Origin of the sequence: Nonomuraea sp. AD125B (assembly GCF_041402765.1) — a bacterium.
GTDB lineage: Bacteria > Actinomycetota > Actinomycetes > Streptosporangiales > Streptosporangiaceae > Nonomuraea > Nonomuraea bangladeshensis.
Genome location: NZ_JBGLOU010000005.1, coordinates 423,866 through 444,336, shown reverse-complemented (window position 1 = coordinate 444,336; position 20,471 = coordinate 423,866). Strand labels below are relative to the sequence as shown.

The 20,471-nt window shown below is 72.5% G+C and carries 17 protein-coding genes; 13 read left to right on the top strand and 4 right to left on the bottom strand.

Going from position 1 to position 20,471, the window contains the following annotated elements:
* Window positions 1–38: 38 nt before the first annotated feature.
* Genes egtA through ACBR40_RS16485 form a run of 5 tightly spaced genes read left to right on the top strand, consistent with a single transcriptional unit; the run spans window position 39 to window position 5,614 of the window.
* Complete coding sequence (gene egtA / locus ACBR40_RS16505) at window positions 39–1,298, top strand: ergothioneine biosynthesis glutamate--cysteine ligase EgtA (RefSeq protein WP_371249333.1); 1,260 nt, start codon at window positions 39–41, stop codon at window positions 1,296–1,298.
* Window positions 1,295–2,596 (top strand): ergothioneine biosynthesis protein EgtB, encoded by a 1,302-nt coding sequence (egtB, locus tag ACBR40_RS16500; RefSeq protein WP_371249277.1) that lies wholly within the window; start codon window positions 1,295–1,297, stop codon window positions 2,594–2,596. The genes egtA and egtB overlap by 4 nt, the downstream gene beginning before the upstream one ends.
* Window positions 2,596–3,339, top strand: a complete 744-nt coding sequence (gene egtC / locus ACBR40_RS16495; protein WP_344204550.1) for an ergothioneine biosynthesis protein EgtC — start codon at window positions 2,596–2,598, stop codon at window positions 3,337–3,339. Before egtB ends, egtC begins: the two co-directional genes overlap by 1 nt.
* A 26-nt stretch (window positions 3,340–3,365) precedes the next feature.
* Window positions 3,366–4,349 carry an L-histidine N(alpha)-methyltransferase gene (gene egtD / locus ACBR40_RS16490; RefSeq protein ID WP_371249275.1) on the top strand — a complete coding sequence of 328 codons (984 nt, stop codon included), beginning with the start codon at window positions 3,366–3,368 and terminating at the stop codon, window positions 4,347–4,349.
* Window positions 4,346–5,614, top strand: coding sequence for an aminotransferase class V-fold PLP-dependent enzyme (locus ACBR40_RS16485; protein ID WP_371249274.1), 1,269 nt, complete (start codon window positions 4,346–4,348; stop codon window positions 5,612–5,614). The genes egtD and ACBR40_RS16485 overlap by 4 nt, the downstream gene beginning before the upstream one ends.
* A gap of 10 nt (window positions 5,615–5,624) precedes the next feature.
* Here ACBR40_RS16485 and ACBR40_RS16480 read toward each other — a convergent pair whose 3' ends face one another.
* Window positions 5,625–6,929, bottom strand: coding sequence for a DUF6880 family protein (locus tag ACBR40_RS16480; protein WP_371249273.1), 1,305 nt, complete (start codon window positions 6,927–6,929; stop codon window positions 5,625–5,627).
* A gap of 332 nt (window positions 6,930–7,261) precedes the next feature.
* On the opposite strand from ACBR40_RS16480, the gene ACBR40_RS16475 reads away from it, so the two are divergent.
* The 3 genes from ACBR40_RS16475 (at window position 7,262) to ACBR40_RS16465 (ending at window position 9,690) form a co-directional block, all read left to right on the top strand.
* Window positions 7,262–8,113, top strand: coding sequence for an amidohydrolase (locus ACBR40_RS16475; RefSeq protein ID WP_371249272.1), 852 nt, complete (start codon window positions 7,262–7,264; stop codon window positions 8,111–8,113).
* Window positions 8,114–8,265: 152 nt separating this feature from the next.
* The gene (locus ACBR40_RS16470; RefSeq protein ID WP_371249271.1) at window positions 8,266–9,021 is read left to right on the top strand and encodes an SDR family NAD(P)-dependent oxidoreductase; all 756 of its coding nucleotides are present in this window, start codon (window positions 8,266–8,268) and stop codon (window positions 9,019–9,021) included.
* Between the two features lie 129 nt (window positions 9,022–9,150).
* The gene (locus ACBR40_RS16465; RefSeq protein ID WP_371249270.1) at window positions 9,151–9,690 is read left to right on the top strand and encodes a hypothetical protein; all 540 of its coding nucleotides are present in this window, start codon (window positions 9,151–9,153) and stop codon (window positions 9,688–9,690) included.
* A 59-nt stretch (window positions 9,691–9,749) separates the two neighbouring features.
* On the opposite strand, the gene ACBR40_RS16460 is transcribed toward ACBR40_RS16465, so the two are convergent.
* Together ACBR40_RS16460 and ACBR40_RS16455 are read right to left on the bottom strand one after the other, a co-directional pair.
* Window positions 9,750–10,496 carry a sigma 54 modulation/S30EA ribosomal C-terminal domain-containing protein gene (locus tag ACBR40_RS16460; RefSeq protein ID WP_371249269.1) on the bottom strand — a complete coding sequence of 249 codons (747 nt, stop codon included), beginning with the start codon at window positions 10,494–10,496 and terminating at the stop codon, window positions 9,750–9,752.
* Between the two features lie 151 nt (window positions 10,497–10,647).
* Window positions 10,648–11,070, bottom strand: a complete 423-nt coding sequence (locus tag ACBR40_RS16455) for a pyridoxamine 5'-phosphate oxidase family protein (RefSeq protein ID WP_344204542.1) — start codon at window positions 11,068–11,070, stop codon at window positions 10,648–10,650.
* Between the two features lie 489 nt (window positions 11,071–11,559).
* Here ACBR40_RS16455 and ACBR40_RS16450 point away from each other — a divergent pair, with 489 nt between their 5' ends.
* From ACBR40_RS16450 to ACBR40_RS16430, 5 genes are all read left to right on the top strand, one after another.
* Window positions 11,560–12,537 carry an ABC transporter permease gene (locus tag ACBR40_RS16450; protein ID WP_344204540.1) on the top strand — a complete coding sequence of 326 codons (978 nt, stop codon included), beginning with the start codon at window positions 11,560–11,562 and terminating at the stop codon, window positions 12,535–12,537.
* 1 nt (window position 12,538) lies between these two features.
* On the top strand, window positions 12,539–13,381 hold the full coding sequence (locus ACBR40_RS16445; RefSeq protein ID WP_344204539.1) for an ABC transporter permease: 843 nt from the start codon (window positions 12,539–12,541) through the stop codon (window positions 13,379–13,381).
* Window positions 13,378–15,456 carry a dipeptide ABC transporter ATP-binding protein gene (locus ACBR40_RS16440; RefSeq protein WP_371249268.1) on the top strand — a complete coding sequence of 693 codons (2,079 nt, stop codon included), beginning with the start codon at window positions 13,378–13,380 and terminating at the stop codon, window positions 15,454–15,456. The genes ACBR40_RS16445 and ACBR40_RS16440 overlap by 4 nt, the downstream gene beginning before the upstream one ends.
* A complete protein-coding gene (locus ACBR40_RS16435) occupies window positions 15,453–17,162 on the top strand; it encodes an ABC transporter family substrate-binding protein (RefSeq protein WP_344204536.1) in 1,710 nt (569 codons plus the stop codon). Before ACBR40_RS16440 ends, ACBR40_RS16435 begins: the two co-directional genes overlap by 4 nt.
* Before the next feature lie 210 nt (window positions 17,163–17,372).
* Entirely contained in the window at window positions 17,373–19,835 is a 2,463-nt protein-coding gene (locus ACBR40_RS16430) for a glycoside hydrolase family 3 N-terminal domain-containing protein (RefSeq protein WP_371249267.1), read from the top strand.
* A 19-nt stretch (window positions 19,836–19,854) separates the two neighbouring features.
* Here the strand turns inward: ACBR40_RS16430 and ACBR40_RS16425 are convergent, their stop codons facing one another.
* Window positions 19,855–20,361, bottom strand: coding sequence for a snapalysin family zinc-dependent metalloprotease (locus tag ACBR40_RS16425; RefSeq protein WP_371249266.1), 507 nt, complete (start codon window positions 20,359–20,361; stop codon window positions 19,855–19,857).
* Window positions 20,362–20,471 lie beyond the last annotated feature (110 nt).

The window sequence follows — 20,471 nt, the reverse complement described above, 5'->3', positions numbered from 1 at the left end:
GCTCACGTCCGCCCGCGATCCCGCCCCTGCCCGCACCCATGCCCGCGCCCCTGCCGGCGGACCTGCCCGGGGACCCGGCGTCTTTCGAAGCAGTGGCCGAGTTCGCCCGCGACTGCTTCCGTGAGCCCGCCCGGGACGGCGGCGGGGGCGGGCGCGTGGGGGTCGAGCTGGAGTTCCTCGTCCACGACCGGGCCGCGCCTGAGCGGCACGTCCCCATCGACGAGATCGCGCGGGCCCTGCCTCCGCTGCCCGGCGGAAGCCGGGTGACGTTCGAGCCCGGCGGCCAGCTCGAACTCTCCGGGCCCGCGGCCCCGCTGGCGGAGGCCGTCACCGCGATGGCCGGCGACCTCGGCCTGGCCCGCCGGGCGCTCGCCGGCGCCGGCCTCGCCCCGGCCGGAGTAGGCCTCGATCCGGTGCGCCAGCCCCGCCGTCAGCTCCGCCTGCCGCGCTACGACGCGATGGCCGAGTTCCTCGGCGGCCCGTACGGCCCGCTGATGATGTGCTCGACCGCCTCCGTGCAGGTCAACCTGGACCTGGGGGAGCGGCCCGGCGTGCGGTGGGAGCGGGCGCACCTGCTCGGCCCCGTGCTCGTCGCCGCCTTCGCCAACTCCCCGCTCGCCGGAGGCCGCCCCTGCGGCTGGATGTCCGGCCGGCAGGCCGTCTGGGAACGCCTCGACCCCACCCGTACGGCCCCCGTCCCCGCCACCGCCGACCCCGCCGAGGACTGGGCGGGCTACCTGCTCGACGCCCGCCTCATGCTGGTACGGGACGGCCCGGACCGCTGCCGCCCGGCCCGCGGCGGCGTCACCTTCCGCGACTGGCTCGCCGGCCGCCCCGGTGCGCCAGGCCGGCCGCCCACCCTCGGCGACCTGGCCTACCACGCCACCACCGTGTTCCCGCCGGTCCGGCCTCGCGGCTGGCTGGAGCTGCGCTACCTCGACGCCCAGCGGCCGGACGTCTGGCCGGTGTGCGTGGCGGTCACGTACGCGCTGATCACGGACGACCGGGCCGCCGACGCCGCGCTCCAGGCCGCCGAGCCGTGCCGCGACCTCTGGAGCGAGGCCGCCCGCCACGGCCTCGCTGTGCCCCGGCTGGCCCGCGCCGCCGAGGCGTGCTTCCGCGCCGCGCTGGAGGCGCTGCCCCGCCTCGGCGCGGGCCCCGTACTGACCGGCGAGGTGGCGGCGTTCGCCGACCGGCACGTGAGCCGGGGCCGCTCGCCCGCCGCCGACCTGATCGAGACGGTGACACGAGGACCGGGCCACCCGCCGGCCTGGCTGACCGAAGGGAAGGACGCATGACCGACCTCAAGGAACGCATCGCCGCCCAGCTCACCGCGGTGCGCGACCGGTCGCTCGCCTACACCGCCGCCGAGGACGACCTGCTCGTCCGCCAGCACTCGCCCCTCATGTCCCCCCTGGTGTGGGACCTCGCGCACGTCGGCAACTACGAGGAGCTGTGGGTGCTGCGGGCGGCCGCCGGGATCACCCCCTTGCGTCCCGAGATCGACGACATCTACGACGCGTTCAAGACCCCGCGCAGGGACCGCCCGTCCCTGCCGTTCCTGGGTCCGGCGGAGGCCCGCGACTACATCGGCGGCGTACGCGGCCGGGTGCTCGACGTCCTCGACGCGGTGGACCTCGCCGACCCGAGCCCGCTGCGCCGCGACGGGTTCGTGTTCGGGCTGGTCATCCAGCACGAGCACCAGCACGACGAGACGATGCTGGCCACGCTCCAGCTCGCCGGCCGGCCGGGCGTGGTCCGCGACGGGGACCTGCCGCCCGGCCTCTCTGCGGGGCCCGAGGAGGTGTACGTGCCGGCGGGGGAGTTCCTCATGGGCACCGACAGCCTGCCCTGGGCGTACGACAACGAGCGGCCCGCCCACCGGGTGGACCTGCCCGCGTACTGGATCGACCGGCTGCCCGTCGGCAACGCCGCCTACGCCGCGTTCATCGAGGACGGCGGCTACCACGACGCCCGCTGGTGGACGCCGGAGGGCTGGCGGTGGCGGCAGGAGAACGGCGTGTTCGGGCCGCTGTTCTGGACCAGGGAGGGCGGCACGTGGTGGCGTACCCGCTTCGGGCGGACCGAGCCGGTGCCGATGGACGAGCCCGTGCAGCACGTCTGCTGGTACGAGGCCGACGCCTACGCCCGCTGGGCGGGCAAACGGCTGCCCACCGAGGCCGAATGGGAGAAGGCCTGCGGCTGGGACGCCGCCGCCGGGCGGGCCCGCCCGTACCCGTGGGGCGAGCAGGACCCGACGCCCGAGCTGGCCAACCTCGGCCACCGGGCGGCCCGGCCCGCGCCGCTCGGCGCCTATCCGGGCGGCGCCAGCCCGTACGGGGCCGAGCAGATGGTCGGCGACGTGTGGGAGTGGACCGCCACCTGGTTCGACGGCTATCCCGGCTTCCGCGCCTTCCCCTACCGGGAGTACAGCGAGGTGTTCTTCGGCCGCGAGTACCGGGTGCTGCGCGGCGGGTCGTGGGCGGCCGACCCGGCCGCCGTCCGCACCACGTTCAGGAACTGGGACTATCCGATCCGGCGGCAGATCTTCACCGGCTTCCGCTGCGCGCGTACCGCGGCGCCGGAGGAGCGCTGATGTGCCGGCACGCCGCCTGGCTCGGCGCTCCCCGCACGCTCGCCGAGCTGATCCACGAGCCCGAGCACGGACTGCTCAGGCAGTCGTACGCGCCGCGGCGGCAGCGCCACGGGACGGTCAACGCCGACGGCTTCGGCATGGGCTGGTACGACCCCGGCCTCGCCACGCCCGAGCCGATCCGCTACCGCCGCTCGATCCCCATGTGGGCCGACGCCAACCTGCCGGGCCTCGCCCGGGTCGCCCGGTCCGGGTGCCTGCTGGCGGCCGTACGGTGTGCCACGGTCGGCATGCCGGTCGAGGAGAGCGCCACCGCGCCGTTCACGGAGGGGCGCTGGCTGCTCAGCCACAACGGGCGGGTCGAGCGGGACGCGCTCCGCGACCTCGCCGAGGGGGCGGAGAGCGCCTGCGACAGCGCCTGGCTGGCGGCGGCCGTCTTCCGCCGCCTCCGCGCCGACTGCAGCCCCACACCGGCCCCCGCCACAGCCAACGCGCTGGGGGAAGCGCTGGCCGAGGTCGTGACCAGCGCCGCCGCCAAGGACCCCGTGGCCCGCCTCAACCTGCTCGCCTGCGACGGCGTCACCCTCGCCGCGACCGCCTGGGGCGACACGCTCTTCCACCGGCCGCACCCGGACGGCGTCCTGGTGGCCAGCGAGCCGCTCTGCGACGGCCCCGGCTGGCAGGCCGTGCCCGACCGGAGCCTGCTGCTCGCCACCGCCGACGGACTGCGCGTCCAGCCGCTCTGACTTCCGCTCACGCCTGGGGAGACCTCGTGCCCGTCAGCCACCAGTCCACCGTCCAGCTGATCAACCACCTCGACCGCGACTACCTGCGCCTGGCACTCGAACAGGACGTCCGCGCCGGCCTGGCCGCCACGCCCAAGTGGTTGCCGCCGAAATGGTTCTACGACGAGGCGGGCAGCGAGCTGTTCACCCGGATCACCCGGCTGCCCGAGTACTACCCGACCCGCCGCGAGCTGGCCATACTCCGCGCCGAGGCGGCCGGGCTGGCGGCGGCGAGCGGCGCGGACACCCTGGTCGAGCTCGGGTCGGGCACCAGCGAGAAGACCGTGCTGCTCCTCGACGCGCTCCGCGAGGCGGGCACGTTGCGTACGTACACACCGGTGGACGTGGACGCCGTCACCCTCCTCGCCGCCGCCAGGCGGCTGGCCGCCCGCTGTCCCGGGCTCGTCGTACGGGCGGTGTGCGCCGACTTCGAACGTCACCTCTCGCTGCTGCCGCGTACCGGCCGCCGGATGGTCGCCTTCCTCGGCGGCACCATCGGCAACCTCGGCCCGGACGCCCGCCGCGCCTTCCTCAAGGAGCTGCGCGGCAACCTGCGGCCGGGCGACACGTTCCTGCTGGGCGCGGACCTGGTGAAGGACCGGGACCGGCTGGTCGCGGCCTACGACGACGCGGCCGGGGTGACCGCCGCCTTCAACCGCAACGTCCTGCGGGTGCTCAACCGCGAGCTGGACGCCGCCTTCGACCCCGACGCCTTCGCCCACGTCGCCCTGTACGACGAGCGCCACCAGTGGATCGAGATGCGCCTGCGCGCCACCCGCGCGATGCGCGTCCCCATCGCCGCGCTCGACCTGACCGTGGACTTCGCCGAGGGCGAGGAGCTGCGTACCGAGATCAGCGCCAAGTTCCGGCCGGCCGGGCTGCGGGCCGAGCTGGCCGCCGCCGGTTTCACGGTGCGCCGCTTCCACACCGACCCGGCCGGCGACTTCGCCCTGCTCCTCGCCCAGGCATGACCTCGCCGCCCACCACCGGTACGGCCTGCCCGGGCGCGGCGTGGCGGGCGGCCCGCGCCGTCCTGCCGCCCGGGCACCTCGACGCGGCCGGCTGCAACGTGCCCGGCGACCGTACGCTCGACGCCGTCATCGGCCACCTCCACCTGGAACGGGAACGCGGCGGCTACCCAGCGGAACCAGACCTCACGGACACCCGCACGGCCCTGGCAGCCTTGACCGGCGCGGCCCTCGGCACGGTGGCGGGCGCAGTGCCGGGCGCGGCCCTCGGCACGGTGGCGGGCGCGGTGCCGGGCGCGGCCCTCGGCGCGGTGCTGGGCGCGGTGGTGGGCGCGGTGCCGGGTGCGGGCCCCGGTGACGTCGCCTTCGCCGAGAGCGGGACCGCCGCCATGGCCGCGCTGCTCGGCGGCTGGCGGCTGCCGCCGGGCAGCCGCGTCGGCCACCTCCGCACCGAGTACGGCAGCACCCTCATGCTCCTGCGCCGCCTCGCCGCCGACCGCGCATGGACCCTCGTCGAGCTGCCCGCCGACGCCGACGGCCGGGCGGACCTGGACGGCCTGCGCGAGCGCCTGTCCGCGGGCCTGAGCCTGGTCACCGTGCCCCACATCGCCTCCCACCACGGCGTCGTACAGCCCGCCGCCGCGATCGGCGCGCTGTGCCGGGCCGCCGGGGTCCCGCTGGTGCTCGACGCCTGCCAGTCGTTCGGCCACGTGGACGTCACCGGCGCCGGCGCCACCGCGTACGTCGGCACGTCCCGCAAGTGGCTCGCGGGCCCGCGCGGCGTCGGCTTCCTGATCGTCCCCGGCCTCACGCCCGCCATGGACGCCCCTTTCCCCGCCCTCCACGGCCACGCCGACGGCGTCCCGCTGCCGGGGGCCGCCCGCTACGAGGGCGCGGAGGCGGCGATGGCGGCACGCGTCGGTCTCGGGGAAGCCGTACGCGAGCACCTGGCACTCGGCCCCGCCGCCGTCCACGCCCACCTGGCCCACCTGGGCCGGACCGTCCGCCGGACGCTCGACGGCGCGGGCGGCTGGCGCGTACGCGAACCACTCGACGAGCCGTCCGCCCTCGTCACCCTCCGCCCGCCGCCCGGGGACTCGGCGGCGGCCGCCAGAGCCCGCGCCGCCCGCGCGAACCTCCTCGTATCCGTGGTCCCGACGGCGAGAGCCCCACTCGACCTCACCGAGCCCGTCCTACGCCTCTCCCCGCCCCCAGGCACGCCCCCGGAGACCTTGACCGCCCTCGCCCGCGTCCTGTCCGAACGCTGATCGCCCTGTCTCAAAGGTCGGCAAGCCGCCCGATCAAGGCGGACCGCCGCTTGTGGCGTTCGCGCAGCCCACCGAGGTAGGCGGCGAACCCGGCCTCGTCGCCCAGCCCTTGCTGCACCACCCGGAGCCGGATCAGCAGCTCCGCCGCCTGGTTGTAGCGAATGTGCTCCGTGTCGGCGAGATAGTCGTCGATGAGCCGCTGGTAGGGGCCGACGACATCGGCGGGCCGTTCGCGCTCCCTCCGCGCGATGAGCGTCAGCCACTGCTCGCCGGGCACCTCGCCGGGAGCGGCGGCCAGCGCCGCCTGCCACGCCTCCTCGTGCGCCCCCTCCGCCGTCAGCACGGTGACCACGTACGACACCTGCCCCTTCGCCCGGAGATGATCGAGCGCTCCGGGCCGCGACGCCTCCCACACCCCGGCCTGCTCGGCGGTCTCCCGCAGCTTCCCGTACCGATCCGGGTCGGGAACGTGCTCGAACGCGGCCTTACGCACCGCGACGGCCTCGCCGGCGTCCCCCCGCTCCAGCAGCAGCCCGACCAGCAGATCGCGCAGCTTCGCCGCGGCGACGGGATCGACCGGCTCGGCCGCCAGCCCGCGCCGCGCCCACTCCTCGGCGTCGGCGGCCCGCCCGTGGTCACGCAGCACGGTGGCGACGGCCAGGAACCGGGCCGTGCTCCGCAGGTCCTCCGCCAGAACGGCCACATAGGCGTCGAGGTCGCCCGCCAGCTCGGCAAGCTGCTCGCGCAACTCCCGTACGCCCCGCTCCGCCGCCGGCGAGCCCTGTCCGTCGCCGGAACACCGCTCCTCCACCAGCCGCGCGCACGCGTCCAGGCCATCGGGCCCGAGCGCGGGCGCGAAGTCCCGCACCGCCACCCGGAGCAGGCCGGGGCCGTCGAGCCACATCCCCACCAGCCAGGCGGCCAGCGCCTGCGGCGGCGGGGGCGCGTCCGCGCAGGCACGCGCGTACAGCCTCATGAGCTCGGCCAGATCGTCGCCGACGATGCCGGAGGAGCCTCCGAGCGCCTCGGCGACCCGCTCGATCGCGCTGCGGAGCCCATCGCGCACGGCGCCCGCCTGCCCGTTCCGCAGAGCCCGCTCACCGTGCTCGATCACCTCACGCACCCGCCGCGGATCGGCCCCCGGCTCCCGCCACAACCCGTCGACCAGCTCACGCAGCTCTTCGGCATCGGCCGCCCGCAGGTAAGCGACCAGCGCCTCCAGATCCTCGTACGGGTGCCGACGTAGAAACCGCCCCAGCCCCCCGGCCAGCTCCGGATACTCCCGCCGCAGCCTGCGCCCACGTTTTACGTCCACGGCGCGCCCTCCCATCTGACTACCGGGAGCATAGAGGTGTCACACGCTGCGTGTTTGCCGTACCCTGAGAGGGCCTTCCAGGACGGCGAAAGACTACTCCGGGGCTTCGGCCCCCCAGAGAGCGTGATCGCAAGATCGCGCTCTCTGTCTTTCCGCAGCATCCCGGTCGCCGCAAGTCTTTTCCGGGCCTCGGCCCCCAGAGGGCGTGGTCCTTGTGATCACGCCCTCTGTTTTGACGCGGACATGGGATGTATGCCGGGGGCAGAGGTCCCGATTCGCGGAAGCCTCGTCCACTCTGGCCGAGACATGGGATGTCTGTTACGTTGCCGCTCATGGACCGCATCGACGCACATCACCACGTATGGGACCTGGCCGCCCGTCCGCACGACTGGCTCGACCCGGAGCCCATGGCCCCCGTGCGGCGGACGTTCACCCTCGACGACCTGGCCGGGCCTGCCGCCGCCGCGGGAGTGAGCCGGACGGTGCTCGTGCAGGTGCTGGCCGACCTGGACGAGACGCGTGAGTTCCTCGGCTTGGCCGCCGCGTCGGAGTTGGTGGCGGGGGTGGTCGGATGGGTGGACCTGACCGCGGACGACGTGGCCGGGACGCTGGCCGCGCTGCCGCCGGGGCTGGTGGGGGTGCGGCACGGGGTGCAGTCGGAGCCGGACCCCGCCTGGCTCAACCGGCCGGACGTGCGGCGGGGCCTCGCCGCCGTCGAGGACGCCGGGCTCGCCTACGACCTGCTCACGCTGCCGCACCAGCTTCCGGCCGCCATCGACACCGTACGGGCGCTCCCGGGGCTGACGTTCGTGCTGGACCATCTGTCGAAGCCGCCGATCGCCTCGGGCGAGCTGGAGCCGTGGCGGAGCCGGGTACGGGAGCTGGCCGCGTCGCCCAACGTGTACTGCAAGCTGTCCGGGATGGTGACCGAGGCCGACTGGGCGGGCTGGCGGGTGGGTGACCTGCGGCCGTACGCGGAGGTGGTGCTGGAGGCGTTCGGGCCGGAGCGGGTGATGTTCGGCTCCGACTGGCCGGTGTGCCTGCTGGCCGCCGAGTACGCGCAGGTGGCCGAGGCCGCCGAGGAGCTGTGTGCGGGGCTGACGGAGGGCGAGCGGGCCGAGGTGTTCGGCGGTACGGCACGGCGGGCGTACAAGCTGCCTGAGGCGGCGGCCGGCTCGCGTTGAGACGCCCCCTGGTACGCCCCCTGGTACGCCCCTTGGTACGCCCCTTGGTACGACGGCTGGAGTAGGCCGGTCGTCTCCCCACGTCCGATGACCGCCGCACGCTTCCGGGACACGGTGGAGTCCTGGCCGTCGCCATCGGAAGGGGAGGCATCGTGATTTATCCGGATTTAAGAGGCAAGGTGGCCCTGGTCACCGGCGGGTCCGGCGGCATCGGCGGAGGCACCGCCAGGCTCCTGGCCGAGCAGGGCATGCGCGTCGCCGTCAACGGCCGCGATCCCGCCGCCATCGCCGCCGTCGTCGAGGACCTCGGGGACGCCGCCATCGGGGTGCCCGCCGACGGCACCGACTTCGCCGCCGTCGAGGCCATGCGCGCCGAGGTCGAACGGCGGCTCGGACCGGTGGACGTGCTGGCGGCCTTCGCCGGGGGCGGCACCGGGCGGCCCGTGCCGCTCGACCGGCTGAGCGAGGACGACTGGCACGCCACCCTGGACGCCAACCTGACCTCGACGTTCCTCGTGCTCAAGAGCGTCCTGCCGGGCATGCGCGAGCGCCGGGCCGGCTCGATCGTCACCATGGCGTCGCTGGCCGCCCGCCTGCCGACGGGGGCCTCGGTCGCGTACACGGCCGCGAAGGCCGGCGTGATCGCGCTCACCCGGCAGCTCGCCCACGAGCTCGGCCCGGCCGGGATCCGGGTCAACTGCGTGTCGCCGTCCACGATCATGACCGAGCGGCTGGCCGGGCGCCTGCCGGAGGAGCACGTACGGCGCCTGCTGGCCGGGCACCCCCTCGGGCGGCTCGGCACGCCGCTCGACGTGGCCCACGTGACGGCCTTCCTGGCCTCCGAGGCCTCGTCCTGGCTCACCGGGCTCACCATCGACGTCGCGGGCGGCACGTGGATGCCGGCGTGACCAAGGTCCCTGCCCAAGGTCCCGCGGGCTTCGGGCCCTAGTGCTCTGCGATCCCGGCGGCGGAAACGGTGTCATAGAGGTGTCAGAGCGACACCGGACCGCAAGCCGGATCCCCCAGAGGAGCCCACGATGGCGACCATCTTCCACCCCCGCACCGTCCACCCCGAAATCGTCGCCACCACCGACACCCCCGCCAAGAACCCCGTCCAGTACGTCTGGGCCGCCGCCCGCGTCGCCCTCGGCTGGGTCTTCCTGTGGGCCTTCCTGGACAAGACCTTCGGCTGGGGCTTCGCCACCCCGGCGGCCAAGGCCTGGATCAACGGCGGCAGCCCCACCACCGGCTTCCTCAAGGGCACCGGCGAGAACGCCCTCGGCGGCCTGTTCACCGCGCTGGCCGGACAGGTCTGGGTGGACTGGCTGTTCATGCTCGGCCTCCTCGGCGTCGGCGCCGCGCTCGTCCTCGGGGTCGGCATGCGGATCGCCGCCGTCGCCGGCGCCCTGATGATGGCCCTGATGTGGGCCGCCGAACTGCCCCTCACCACGAACCCGTTCATGGACGAGCACATCATCTACGCGATCGTCCTCGCCGGCCTGGCCCTCGCCGACGCCGGTGCCACCCTCGGCCTCGGCAACCTGCGGATCGTCCGCGAGCACGAATGGCTCAAGTGACGCCCCGCCCCACCGGTGCCCGGCCCCTCGAAGGGGCCGGGCATCACTGCTGTCCGGGGTCAGCGCAGGGTGGTGACCAGGCCGTACGCGCCGTCCGCCCGGCGGTGGACCACCTGGCCGGCGCCGCTGCCGGCGTCCGCGAAGAACACGTACGGGAAGCCGCCCAGCTCCAGCCGCTCGACGGCGGCCGCGACGCTCAGGCGGGGCGCGGCCTCCGTGGCGACCGAGACGGCCGCGCAGGTCGGCGGCGGCAGCTCGGGCCCCGGATCGAGGCGCACCAGCCGGTAGCCGCCGCCGGTCCGGTGGACGAGGCAGTCCCCGCCGGTCACCGGGTCGACGAAGAGCAGGAAGTCGTGGTCGAGCTGGTCCATCTCCACGACCGCCTCGTCCGGGTCGGCGCACACCGCCGACAGGACTCGGACGATCCGCGGCTCCCCGGCGCTCCGGCCGGCCCGGGGCTTGTCGTGGTGGTGGCGTCCCCGGCGGTTCTCCCAGTCGCGGGTGCTCTCCAGCAGCCGCGTACGCAGCCGGTCGCCGAGCAGGTGGATGGCGGCGCGGGTGGAGGCCGCGCCGGCCCTGGCCCTGATGAGCCGTCCCTGGACGTCCAGCACGGCCTCCGCCGTGCGGCGCTCCTCGGGGCCGGGCGCGGCGGCGAGCGTGACCTTCGCGCCGAGCACCGGCTCGTGCGCGAGCCGGGACAGCTCGGCGACGGTCTGCCTGGCGCGCCTGACGTCACCGGGGCGGACCCCGCCGCGGATCTTGATCTGCACGTCGGCGGGGTCGAGGGCGATGGGCCTGTGCCTCATGGGCGAGCACCTTCTTCGCGTTGATCGCGTTCGGTTGGTGCTACCACCCTCTGACCGGGGATGATCACGCGGCCAGGGACTTTCGTCCCGCCAGGGACGGGACCTTGGCCCCGCCGCGACGGCGGGGCGGGCGCCTTCAGGAGGCGTCGTCTCAGGAGGCGTCGTCGAGCGGGACCAGCTCGAAGCCGTTGACGATCTCCGGCTGGATGCTGATCACCTGGTCCATGCCGCCCCGCACCCACGGCTGGAGCAGCTCCTTGAACCGCTCCGCCTCCTCGGGGTCGGTCACCGGCCTGGCGATGCCGGTGACGATCACGCTCCAGCCCACCCGCTCGTACGGGTCCAGGTCGTCGGCCTCGAACGCGACCACGGCCGCGGCGGGCGCGACCTCCTTGCTCAGCACCGTGCCGGGGTTGGTGCGGATGACCACCCGGCCGTCGGCCACGACGTGATTCACCGGGCGGACTGCGGGGAGCGCGTGCAGGGTGAAGACGACCCGGCCGAACGGCACGGACGCCAGCCGTCGCAGGGCCTCGGCCTCGGACAGTTCCTTGAGATCGCGTGCCGCCGTCATCCGGAACCGCCCATCGCGTTACACATCACCCCTCCATCGTGCCGCCCCGCCTGGGATGCCAGGTAGGGACCAAAGACCCTATCTGGACGGCCCGCCGCCCACGGGAGGAGCCGGGCCCCTTGAAGGGCGGCACGGGCGGGATCACAATCGCCGGCCGTGGGCCCTCGCGTGGATCACTTAGGCGGCCCGCCAATTCATGTCCGGATTCTGTGACACAACTCATGCCGGACGCCCTTTGGCGCACCTAAAAGGCCGACGTTTCCGCAGCTCACAGGGGGTGTGGAGCAAGTGTCCAAGGACTGTCACGATCTATTGTTGGTGATCTGACCGTTATGTGACCTAGTTTCTGACTGTTATATTTTTGGCCATATTCTGCGCCTTGATCGCCGTCTGCACGGTCAGTGTCATTTCCCGATCGCGGACGGCTTTACGTTGCGGAGGCGCCTCTCCACCCCGAGGTGCGCCCCCCGTCAGCGCGAACGGAGAGTAATGGGCAAGTACCTGCTACGCAGGTTGGCGATAAACGTGATCCTGGTCGCCGTGGCGGCCAGTCTCGCGTACATGCTCGCCGCCAGCACGATGAGCCCTCGGGCCGCGTACCAGGGCCGCCAGCCTCCGATCCCCGAAGCGACGATCGACGCCACGCTCGACATGTACAACCTCAACGACAAGGTTCCCGTGCTCCAGCGCTACGCGACCTGGGCCACGGGCGTCGTGCAGGGGGACTTCGGCAAGACCTGGAACGGCGGCTCGGTCAACGACGAGATGGGCCGGCGGATCTTCGTCAGCCTCCGGCTGCTGCTGATCGGCACGCTGCTCGGCTTCGCGATCGGCATCGGGCTGGGAGCCATCTCGGCGGTCAAGCAGTACAAGGCCACCGACCGGTTAATAGGCGTCTCCTCGTTCGTGGTGCTGGCGATCCCCGTCTTCGTGCTGGCGACGCTGCTCGCGATCGCGACGTACAACCTGAACCGCGGGCTCGGGTTCACGCTCATCGAGTACACCGGTGAGTACAACCCGCAGCTGTCGGGCTGGGACCAGTTCCTCAACCGGCTGAACCACCTGATCCTGCCGACGATCTCGCTGAGCCTCGGCTCGATCGCCTTCTACAGCCGCATCCAGCGCAACATGATGCTCGACGTGCTCGGCCAGGACTTCGTCCGCACCGCGCGGGCCAAGGGCCTGCGCCGCAGGACGGCGCTCACCAAGCACGCGCTGCGGACCGCGCTGATCCCGTCCGCGACGTACTTCGCGTTCGCGTTCGGGACGATGTTCACGGGAGCGACCTTCACCGAGAAGATCTTCGCCTGGCACGGCATGGGCGCCTGGCTGGTCGACTCGATCAACGCCCAGGACGTCAACTCCGTCGCCGCGGTGACCTTCTTCACCGCGATCTGTGTCCTGTTCGCCGCCTTCCTGTCGGACCTGCTGGTGGCGGCGCTCGACCCGAGGGTGCGGGTGAGCTGAGATGCGTACCAAGGTCGTCCTGCGGCGGCTGGTGGCCAACCGGCAGGCCCGCTACGGCTCCATCGCCCTGCTGCTGCTGGTGCTGGTCGCCTACATCGGCCCGTACTTCGGCGCGTACGCCTGGACGGAGAAGGACTTCCTGGCCTTCCTGTCGCCGCCCGACGGCGACCACTGGTGGGGCACCACCTCGATCGGCCAGGACATGTACGCGATCACGCTGCGCGGCATGCAGAAGTCGATCGTGATCGGCCTCCTGGTGGCGCTGATCTCGACGGGGCTGGCCGCGATCGTCGGCGCGTTCGCCGGATATTTCGGTGGATGGGCGGATCGGATCCTCATGTGGGGCGTGGACCTGCTCCTCGTCCTGCCCAGCTTCCTGATCATCGCCATCATCTCGCCGCGCCTCAAGTCGGGCTCCTCGTGGCTGTGGTTCGTCGTGCTGCTCGCGGCGTTCTCCTGGATGATCACCTCCCGGGTGGTGCGGAGCATGACGATCTCGCTGCGCGAGCGCGAGTACGTCCTGGCCGCCGTCTACATGGGCATCCCGCGCTGGAAGATCATCTTCCGGCACATCGTGCCCAACCTGTCCTCGCTGCTGATCATCGACGCGACGCTCAACGTCTCCTCGGCGATCATCGGTGAGGCGGCGCTGTCCTTCTTCGGCTTCGGCATCCAGCCACCGGACGTCTCGCTCGGCACGCTGATCGCCGCCGGCTCCGGCAACGCCACCGGCTACCCCTGGCTGTTCGCCTTCCCGGCGGGCGCGCTGGTGCTCCTCGTGCTCAGCGTGAACCTCATCGGCGACGGCCTGCGCGACGCCCTCGACCCCGGGAGCAACTCGTGAGCATCTTGGAGGTCAAGGACCTCACCGTCACCTTCCCCGGCGGCGTCCAGGCCGTGCGCGGGGTGTCGTACGAGGTCGAGCGCGGCGAGGTGCTCGGCATCGTCGGCGAGTCCGGCTCGGGCAAGTCCGTGACCTCGCTCGCGGTCATGGGCCTGCTCCCGCCGAACGCCGTCGTCAGCGGCTCGGCCAAGCTGCACGGCCGCGAGCTGCTCGGCATGGACGACGACGAGCTGGTCAAGATCCGCGGCAAGTCCATCAGCATGATCTTCCAGGACCCGCTGTCGGCGTTCACGCCCGTCTACACGATCGGCGACCAGATCGCCGAGGCCGTGCGCATCCACCAGCGGATGCCGAAGGACAAGGCCGCCAAGCGGGCCGTCGAGCTGCTCGACCTGGTCGGCATCCCGCACCCGGACGTGCGGGCCAAGTCGTTCCCGCACGAGTTCTCGGGCGGCATGCGGCAGCGCGCGATGATCGCCATGGCCATCGCCAACGACCCCGACCTGCTCATCTGCGACGAGCCGACCACCGCGCTCGACGTCACCATCCAGGCCCAGGTGCTGGAGGTGCTGAAGACCGCGCAGCAGGAGACCGGCGCCGGCATCGTGATGATCACCCACGACCTCGGCGTCATCGCCGGCATGGCCGACCGGGTGCTCGTCATGTACGCGGGCCGGCCGGTCGAGCAGGGGCCGGTGGACGACCTCTACTACCGGCCGCGCATGCCGTACACGATGGGCCTGCTCGCCTCGATCCCGCGGATCGACGGCGAGGAGGGGCCGCTGGTGCCGATCGAGGGCAACCCGCCCTCGCCGTCGTCGCTGCCGCCCGGCTGCCCGTTCGCGCCGCGCTGCCCCATGCGGGTGGACATGTGCGACGACGAGGAGCCGCCGCTCATCCCGTTCGGGCCCGGCGGCGGGCGCAGCGTGGCCTGCATCCGCTCCCACGAGATCGAGCACAAGGGCCTGACCGGGGCCGACGTGTTCCCCGTGCCGGTGATCCCGCCGAGCGAGGTGGTCCGGGTGCCGCGCGCCGAGCGCGCGACGGTCCTGGAGCTGGACGACATGATCCGGCACTACCCGCTCATGAAGGGCGCGGTGTTCAAGCGCCGGGTCGGCACGGTCTACGCCGTGGACGGCATCACCCTCGACATCGCCGAGGGCGAGACGCTGGCCCTGGTCGGCGAGTCGGGCTGCGGCAAGACCACCACGCTGCAGCAGATCATGCAGCTCGCGCCGCCGGAGCGCGGCCGGGTGGTGGTGCTCGGCAAGGACAGCGCCAAGATCGACAAGGCGCTGCGCCGGGAGCTCCGCCGGGACGTGCAGATCGTCTTCCAGGACCCGATGGCCGCGCTCGACCCGCGCATGCCGGTCCAGGACATCATCGCCGAGCCGCTGCGCGCCCACGGCCGCAAGGACGTGCGCGCCAGGGTCGCGGAGCTGCTGGAGCTGGTCGGGCTGTCGCCGGAGCACGCCGAGCGCTACCCGAGCCAGTTCTCCGGAGGCCAGCGCCAGCGCATCGGCATCGCCCGCGCGCTCGCGCTGGAGCCGAAGCTGCTCGTCCTGGACGAGCCGGTCTCGGCACTCGACGTCTCCATCCAGGCGGGTGTGATCAACCTGCTGGAGGAGCTGAAGAACACCCTGGGGCTGTCGTACCTCTTCGTCGCCCACGACCTGGCCGTGGTCAGGCACCTGGCCGACCGGGTGGCCGTGATGTACCTCGGCAAGATCGCCGAGATCGGCACGGTCGAGGAGGTCTACGACCGCCCCGCGCATCCCTACACGCAGGCGCTGCTGTCGGCGATCCCGCTTCCGGACCCCGAGATGGAACGCACCCGGAAGCGGATCCTGCTCGAAGGCGACCTGCCCAGCCCGGCGAACCCGCCCACGGGTTGCCGGTTCCGCACCCGTTGTCCCAAGTTCGCCACCCAGCTCAACGAGGCGGAGCGGCAGCGGTGTGTGGACGAAGAGCCCTCGGTTGCTCGGCTGGCGAACGCCGTGGATCACGGCGCCGCCTGCCACTACGCGGAGGAGATCGAGGTCATCACGGCCTCGGACGATCAGGAGGAAAAGTGAAGGTTCGTTACCGGGCGACCGCGGGGCTCGCGGTTCTGGCCCTGGCCGTCGCGGCTTGTGGCGGGGGTGGCGGCGAAGCCAAGAAGCCGAGCACCGAGCAGTCGCAGCAGGCTCAGCAGCAGATGTCGCAGACTCCGGCCATCAGCATCAACGCGGTGCCGTACGAGCAGGTCAAGGACGGCGGCACGCTGACGCTGGCCGTCGGCCAGTGGCCGCAGCAGTGGAACGGCAACCACGTGGACGGCAACCAGTCCGACACGGCGGACATGCTCGACGTGATCATGCCGCAGCCGATCGTGTTCGACGAGCAGGCGCAGTGGTCGGCCAACCCGGACTACCTCTCCGACGTCAAGAACGAGCTGAGCGCCGACAAGCACGTCGTCACGTACACGATCAACGACAAGGCCAAGTGGTCGGACGGCACGCCGATCACCTGGGAGGACTTCGAGGCCGCCTGGAAGGTCAACAGCGGCAAGGACAAGAAGTACAAGCCGGCCTCCACCGACGGCTGGGACCGGATCGAGTCGGTCACCAAGGGCGACACGGACAAGGTCGCCGTCGTGACCTTCTCCAAGCCCTACCCCGAGTGGATGGGCCTGTACTCGCGCTCGCCGCACCTGTACCCGGCCAAGCACATCCTGGACGCGGACAAGTACGAGAACGACTACAAGGGCAAGATCCCCGTCACGGCGGGCCCGTTCAAGGTCGAGAAGATCGACGAGGGCACCAAGACGCTCACGCTGGTGCGTGACGACAACTGGTGGGGCAAGAAGGCCAAGCTCGACAAGATCATCTTCCGTGGCATCGAGTCGCCGGAGGCGCAGGTCAACGCCTTCGCCAACGGCGAGCTCGACGGCGTCGAGATCCCGTCCGGCGCCCCGGCCGAGCTGAAGCGCGCCAAGGAGGTCCCGAACGTGGACATCCGTAAGGCGCTCAGCCCGAACTGGCGGCACATCACGGTCAACAACGTCAGCGCGAACCTGAAGGACAAGACCGTCCGCCAGGCCATCGCGTACGGCATCAACCGTGACGTGATCACGCAGTCCGACCTCAAGGACATGGACTGGCCGCTGCAGACGCTCGGCAACCACGTCTTCATGAACAACCACAAGGGCTACGTCGACAACTCCGGCGACCTCGGCAAGTACAACCTGGAGAAGGCCAAGCAGCTCCTCGACCAGGCCGGCTGGAAGCAGGAGGGCGAGTACCGCAAGAAGGACGGCAAGGAGCTCGAACTGAGCTTCGTCATCCCGACGGGCACCCCGGTCGCGCAGACCGAGGGTGAGCTGACCCAGGCCATGCTCAAGGAGGCCGGGGTCAAGGTCAACATCCGCCCGGTCCCGGTCGACAAGTTCTTCGTGGACTACGTCATCAAGGGCGACTTCGACCTGGTGCCGTTCTCCTGGATCGGCACGCCGCTGCCCATCGGCGGCCTGTCCCAGATCTACAAGACCGGCTCCGAGAGCAACTTCCCCAAGGGCAGCGACCCGGCCCTGGACGAGGCCATCGAGGCGGCCGTGAGCGAGCTCGACCCGGAGCAGGCCATCGTCAAGGCCAACGCCGCGGACAAGCTCATCTGGGACATGGTGCACACGATTCCGCTGTACCAGCGTCCCGACATCCAGGCGGCGAAGAAGACCCTCGCCAACTGGGGCGCGAAGGGCTACAAGTCCTACGACTACTCGATGGTCGGCTTCACCGGCTGATCTCGGTCAACCCCTGCGAAACCCCCGTCCGGCCGTGCGCCGGGCGGGGGTTTCCCCTTGGTGGCGCAGGTGAAAGTTTCACCTTCTCCGGGGCGTTCGCGCTGGTGCCGGGGGAGGGGCGGGCGGCGTGGATGGGCGCGCTGGTGCCGGTGACCTACAGTGCGCTTGGGAGCGCTCCCAAACCGTGCCGGCAGCCAGGGGTGGAGGGTCATGAGAAGCAGGATCGGGAAGTGGGCGGCGGGGGTGGCGGTGACGCTGCTCGCGCTCGCGACGCTGAACGTGCCGGGCACGCCGGCCGGCGGGCCGCGGGCGTACGCGGTGGCGGCACTGCCGTACCAGGATCCGACGCTGCCGGTGCCGACCCGGGTGAGCGACCTGATGTCCCGGATGTCGCTGGACGACAAGATCGGGCAGATGACGCAGGCCGAGCGCGGCTCGGTGAGCGCCGCCGACGTCACCTCCTACCGGCTCGGCTCGGTGCTGTCCGGCGGCGGGTCCGCGCCCTCGCCGAACACGGCCACGTCCTGGGCCGACATGTACGACAGATTCCAGAACGCCGCCCTCGCCACCCCGCTCGGCGTCCCCATCCTGTACGGCGTCGACGCCGTGCACGGCCACAACAACGTCGCAGGCGCCACGATCTTCCCGCACAACATCGGCCTCGGCGCCGCCCGCGACCCCGCGCTGGTGCAGCGCATCGGCCGGGCGGTGGCCGAGGAGGTCTCCGGCACCGGCGTGGACTGGAACTTCGCGCCCTGCCTCTGCGTGGCGCGCAACGACCGGTGGGGCCGTACGTACGAGTCGTTCGGCGAGACCCCCGCCCTGCCGTCCGAGATGACGACGTTCATCACCGGCCTCCAGGGCACCGCGCTGAACGGCCCCGCCTCCGTCCTCGCCACCGCCAAGCACTACGTCGGCGACGGCGGCACCACCGGCGGCGTCGACCAGGGCGACACCCAGCTCTCCGAGGCCGAGCTGCGGGCCATCCACCTGCCGCCGTTCCGGGCCGCCGTCGAGAAGGGCGTCGGCTCGGTGATGATCTCCTTCAGCAGCTGGAACGGCGCCAAGCTGCACGGCCACCAGTACCTCGTCTCGACCGTGCTCAAGGGCGAGCTGGGCTTCACCGGCTTCGTCGTCTCCGACTGGAACGGCATCGACCAGATCGACGGCGCGCCCGGCGCCTCCGCCTCCGACGTGCGCGCCGCCGTCAACGCCGGCATCGACATGGTGATGGCGCCGACCTCCTGGCGGCAGTTCATCGACCTGCTGCGGGCCGAGGTCCAGGCCGGCCGGGTGAGCACCGCGCGGATCGACGACGCGGTCCGCCGCATCCTCACCAAGAAGTTCGAGCTCGGCCTGTTCGAGAAGCCGCTCACCGACCGCTCCTACACCGCGACCGTCGGCTCCTCCGCGCACCGCGCCATCGCCCGCGAGGCGGTCGCGAAGTCGCAGGTCGTCCTGAAGAACAGCGGGAACGTGCTGCCGCTCGCGCCCGGCGGCAAGATCTTCGTGGCCGGCAGGAGCGCCGACGACATCGGGCTGCAGAGCGGCGGCTGGACGATCTCCTGGCAGGGCTCGGCCGGCGCGATCACCCCCGGCACCACCATCCTCCAGGGCATCAGGAACGCCGCCGGCTCCGGCACGACCGTCACCTACAGCCGCGACGGCGGCGGCATCGACGGCTCCTACCGGGTGGCGGTCGCGGTCGTGGGCGAGACGCCGTACGCGGAGGGCGAGGGCGACCGGCCCGGCTCCCTCGGCCTCGACAGCACCGACCTCGCCACGCTCGCCACCCTGCGCGCCTCCGGCGTCCCGGTCGTGGTCGTGCTGGTCAGCGGCCGGCCGCTGGACGTCGCCGCCCAGCTCCCCGGCTGGAACGCGCTGGTCGCCGCCTGGCTGCCGGGCACCGAGGGCCAGGGGGTGGCCGACGTGCTGTTCGGCGCGGTCAAGCCCACCGGCAAGCTGCCCGTGACCTGGATGAGCAGCGCCTCCCAGCAGCCGATCAACGACGGCGACGGCAAGACGCCGCTGTTCCCGTACGGGTTCGGCCTGACCTACGACGGCTCGCCCGGCGACACCACGCCGCCCACCGCCCCCGGCACGCCGTCGGCCGGCGACGTCACCTCGTCGTCGGTCCGGCTGACCTGGGCCGCCGCCACCGACGACGTGGGCGTGACCGGCTACGACGTGGTCCGGGTGACGGGCTCGGGCGAGACGGTCGTGGCCTCCTCCGCCACGCCCGCCGCGACGGTGAGCGGGCTCGCCGCGAACACCGCGTACACGTTCGCCGTCTACGCGAAGGACGCGGCGGGCAACCGTTCGCCCCGCTCGGCCACGGTCGCCGTGACCACCCGCCCCGACGGGGGGACGGGCGGCTGCTCGGTCACGGCGAGCACGCAGAGCCAGTGGGGCAACGGATACGTCGTCCAGGTCACCGTCACCAACACCGGCACGAGCGCGCTCACCGGCTGGGCCGTGACGTTCACGCTGCCCGCCGGCCACCAGCTGACCGGCTCGTGGAACGCCACCCTGACGGCGAGCGGGCAGAGCGTCACCGCCAGGAACGCCGCGCACAACGGGTCGCTGGGGCCGGGCGCGAGCACGTCCTTCGGCTTCCAGGGCAGCCGCCCGGCCGGCGACACGCGCCTGCCGGACGGCTACCGCTGCGGGTGAGGGCTCAGCGGCCGGCGTGCTACCGGTCGAACTCGTGCAGCCGGTCGAACTCGACGAGCGGCGCGGCGGTGCCGGCGAAGGCCCGGTCCACCGCCGCCCGTTCGGCGGCGCTCGGGTTCGCGTTGGTGCAGCTCGTGGGCGCGCTGGAGCCCGACATCAGATCGGTGCACAGGCCGGTGCGCCGGTCGGGCAGGCCGAGGATGTGGCCGATCTCGTGGGCGGCGATGCGGACCGGGTTGTAGCCCTGGGAGGTGGCCTCGCGGCCCATCCAGACCGTGCCGCGGCCGAGGCTGGTCGGCAGGGCGCGGGGCCAGCCGTTGTCGGCGATCACGGTGAAGTGCGCGGGCGTGCCCTTGACCAGGCGCACGTTCGACACGCTGGAGTTCCAGATCGCGGCGGCCTGGTCCACGGCCGAGACGAACTCGGCCGCCCGGCTGGAGTCGTACCGGAGCACCGTGACCAGGGCGGTCGCGCGGGCCGGGGTGGCGACCGCGAGCAGGGCGAGACCGAGGACGAGGGAGAGCACGTGACGTAAGCGTCGGGGCATGGGGGTCCTCCGAGGGGTGGGGGTGGCTGTCACGGTATGCGCGCTCCCGCGCCTCGGCACCTGTCAGATTGCCCCTATCACGGTGTTAT

Excerpts from the sequence above, each read along its gene's own strand:
- ACBR40_RS16445 (WP_344204539.1), top strand. The coding sequence starts at position 12,539 with ATGCGTACCAAGGTCGTCCTGCGGCGGCTGGTGGCCAACCGGCAGGCC.
- egtC (WP_344204550.1), top strand. The coding sequence starts at position 2,596 with ATGTGCCGGCACGCCGCCTGGCTCGGCGCTCCCCGCACGCTCGCCGAG.
- egtA (WP_371249333.1), top strand. The coding sequence starts at position 39 with ATGCCCGCGCCCCTGCCGGCGGACCTGCCCGGGGACCCGGCGTCTTTC.
- egtB (WP_371249277.1), top strand. The coding sequence starts at position 1,295 with ATGACCGACCTCAAGGAACGCATCGCCGCCCAGCTCACCGCGGTGCGC.
- ACBR40_RS16465 (WP_371249270.1), top strand. The coding sequence starts at position 9,151 with ATGGCGACCATCTTCCACCCCCGCACCGTCCACCCCGAAATCGTCGCC.
- ACBR40_RS16485 (WP_371249274.1), top strand. The coding sequence starts at position 4,346 with ATGACCTCGCCGCCCACCACCGGTACGGCCTGCCCGGGCGCGGCGTGG.
- ACBR40_RS16450 (WP_344204540.1), top strand. The coding sequence starts at position 11,560 with ATGGGCAAGTACCTGCTACGCAGGTTGGCGATAAACGTGATCCTGGTC.
- ACBR40_RS16455 (WP_344204542.1), bottom strand. The coding sequence starts at position 11,070 with ATGACGGCGGCACGCGATCTCAAGGAACTGTCCGAGGCCGAGGCCCTG.
- ACBR40_RS16475 (WP_371249272.1), top strand. The coding sequence starts at position 7,262 with ATGGACCGCATCGACGCACATCACCACGTATGGGACCTGGCCGCCCGT.
- ACBR40_RS16460 (WP_371249269.1), bottom strand. The coding sequence starts at position 10,496 with ATGAGGCACAGGCCCATCGCCCTCGACCCCGCCGACGTGCAGATCAAG.
- ACBR40_RS16430 (WP_371249267.1), top strand. The coding sequence starts at position 17,373 with ATGAGAAGCAGGATCGGGAAGTGGGCGGCGGGGGTGGCGGTGACGCTG.